Origin of the sequence: Actinosynnema sp. NPDC059797 (assembly GCF_042732085.1) — a bacterium.
Taxonomy (GTDB): Bacteria; Actinomycetota; Actinomycetes; order Mycobacteriales; family Pseudonocardiaceae; genus Actinosynnema.
The window spans coordinates 1-2,049 of record NZ_JBHWIE010000673.1 but is presented as its reverse complement, the minus strand read 5'-3'; the positions used below and the strand labels follow the sequence as shown (position 1 = coordinate 2,049).

The 2,049-nt window shown below is 73.3% G+C and carries 2 protein-coding genes; both read left to right on the top strand.

Annotated elements, in window-relative coordinates; genetic code table 11:
* A partial coding sequence (locus ACFV4N_RS43195) for an MFS transporter (protein ID WP_499678499.1) occupies nt 1-770 on the top strand: 770 nt, incomplete at its 5' end.
* A gap of 209 nt (nt 771-979) precedes the next feature.
* On the top strand, nt 980-2,032 hold the full coding sequence (locus tag ACFV4N_RS43190; RefSeq protein ID WP_499678498.1) for a methyltransferase: 1,053 nt from the start codon (nt 980-982) through the stop codon (nt 2,030-2,032).
* Nucleotides 2,033-2,049: the final 17 nt, after the last annotated feature.

Below are 2,049 nucleotides of genomic sequence, written 5' to 3'. Positions count from 1 at the left end.
TCAACGGCTCCGGCCGCGCGCTGCTGCGGCACGCCCGGAGCGGGTGGACGACCACGCTGCTGAGCCTGGCCCCCCTGTACCTGGTGCCGCTGGCCCTGCTCGCCCGGTTCGCCGAGCCGCCCGCACCGGCCGCCGAGCAGCGCCCCGCGCCGTGGTGGGCGCTGGTGACGTTCTTCCGGCAGCGGCGGTCGGCGGTGTGGACGCTGGGCGTGGTCCCGCTGGTCCTGCTGGGCGACTGGCTGGTCGGCTCGCTGATGTCGCCGATGCTGCTGGCGGCCGGGTGGACCTCCGAGCGGATCGCCGCGGTGCTGTTCACCGCGGCGACCGGGGCGCAGGTGCTGGCCTCCCTCGCCACCGGCGTGCTGATCAACAGGGTCGGCAGGCGCCGGGTGGTGGTGGTGGTCGGGGTGACGGGCGCGGCGGCGAGCGCGGTCATGCTGCCGGTCTCGCTGGGGTACGGCGCGCTGTGGCCGGTCGCCTGCGCCCTGGTCGTCGCCACGGCCTGCTACGGCGCGAAGATGACGTGGATCTCCACCGTGTCGCTGGGCATGGCCCGCGACTCGACGGGCTCGACGGACTTCACCGTGCCGATGTCCATGACCGGCGTGGGCCGGGTCGTGGTCACCTCGGCCACCCTCGGCCTGGTGGGCGCGGTCGGCTACACCTGGCTGGTCGGGGTCGCGGTCGCCCTCGCGCTGGCCGCCATCGCGCCCGCGGTGGCGGCGTCCCGGGAGCCCGCGCCCGAGCCGCAGCCCGCCTCCGCCGGGTGACCGGGGGCGCGCAACCTGGCCGAAGGTTGGGGTGCGGACTCCATCGCGCGATCTAAGCCCCTTGCGGGGGAATACCGCGAAGCACTCTAATCGGGATCGCCGGCGCCCCGATTCCCCTTGTCCCCCAACGAAACGGACGACGCGGACCGACCGCCGCACACGGACCCACGCCCACCGCCTGCGCAAGGCGACTCCGAAAGGTGAAGTCGATGTCCGAGCCGAACACGGCGCTGAGCACTGCGCGCAGCACGCTGATGAACGCGCTGTTCGGCACGATAGTCACCCAGGCGGTCGGGCTGGCCGCGCGGATGGAGCTGGCCGACGCGATCGGCACGGGTGAGCGCCACGTCGACGACCTGGCCGCCCGGTACGGCATCCCGGCGGACCGGCTGAACCGGCTGCTGCGCGCCCTGGCGTGCATGCGCCTGTGCGACGAGCCGCGGCCGGGCGCGTTCCGGCTCACCGAGGCGGGTGCGTTGCTGCGCGGCGACCACCCGCACTCGCGGCTGGCGCTGGCCAAGCTGCTGACCGACCGGGCGATGCAGGACGCGTGGCTGCACCTGGAGACCAGCGTGCGCACCGGCCGCACCGCGTTCGACGAGGTCTTCGGGATGCCGGTGTTCGAGTACCTGGCCCGCAACCCCGAGCTCTCGGCGACGTTCAACCTGGCGATGAGCCAGCGGACCAAGGGCGACGGTGTGACGGACACCCTGCCGGACCACTACGACTTCTCGCGGTTCACCGCGGTGACCGACGTCGGCGGCGGCGACGGCACCCTGCTGACCGCGGTCCTCCGGCGCCACACCGCGCTCGAGGGCACCGTGTTCGACACCGCCGAGGGCGTCGCGCAGGCCACCCTGACGCTGGACGCCGCCGACCTGGGCGGCCGGTGCAAGGTCGTGGCGGGCGACTTCTTCGAGTCCGTGCCGGGCGGCTCCGACCTGCAGATGATCAAGAGCGTCCTGCACAACTGGGACGACGACCGGGCGGTGGAGATCCTCGGGCACTGCCGCGAGGTGCTGCCCGACCACGGCCGGCTGCTGATCATCGAGCCGATCCTGCCCGAGCGGGTGGACCCCGAGGACGAGTCGCTGGAGGACCCGTACCTGAGCGACCTCAACATGATGCTGCTCATCGGCGGCAGGGAGCGCACGCTCGCCGACTTCACCGCGCTCTGCGAGCGGGCCGGCCTGTCCGTCACCGACGTCATCGAGCTGCCCCGGCACGTCGACTTCGGCGTCATCGAGGCCAAGCCCGCGTGAACGTCCTGTGGGTGGGG

Bases quoted from the DNA above. Each gene is read 5' to 3' on its own strand.
- ACFV4N_RS43190 (WP_499678498.1), top strand. From the start codon at position 980: ATGTCCGAGCCGAACACGGCGCTGAGCACTGCGCGCAGCACGCTGATG.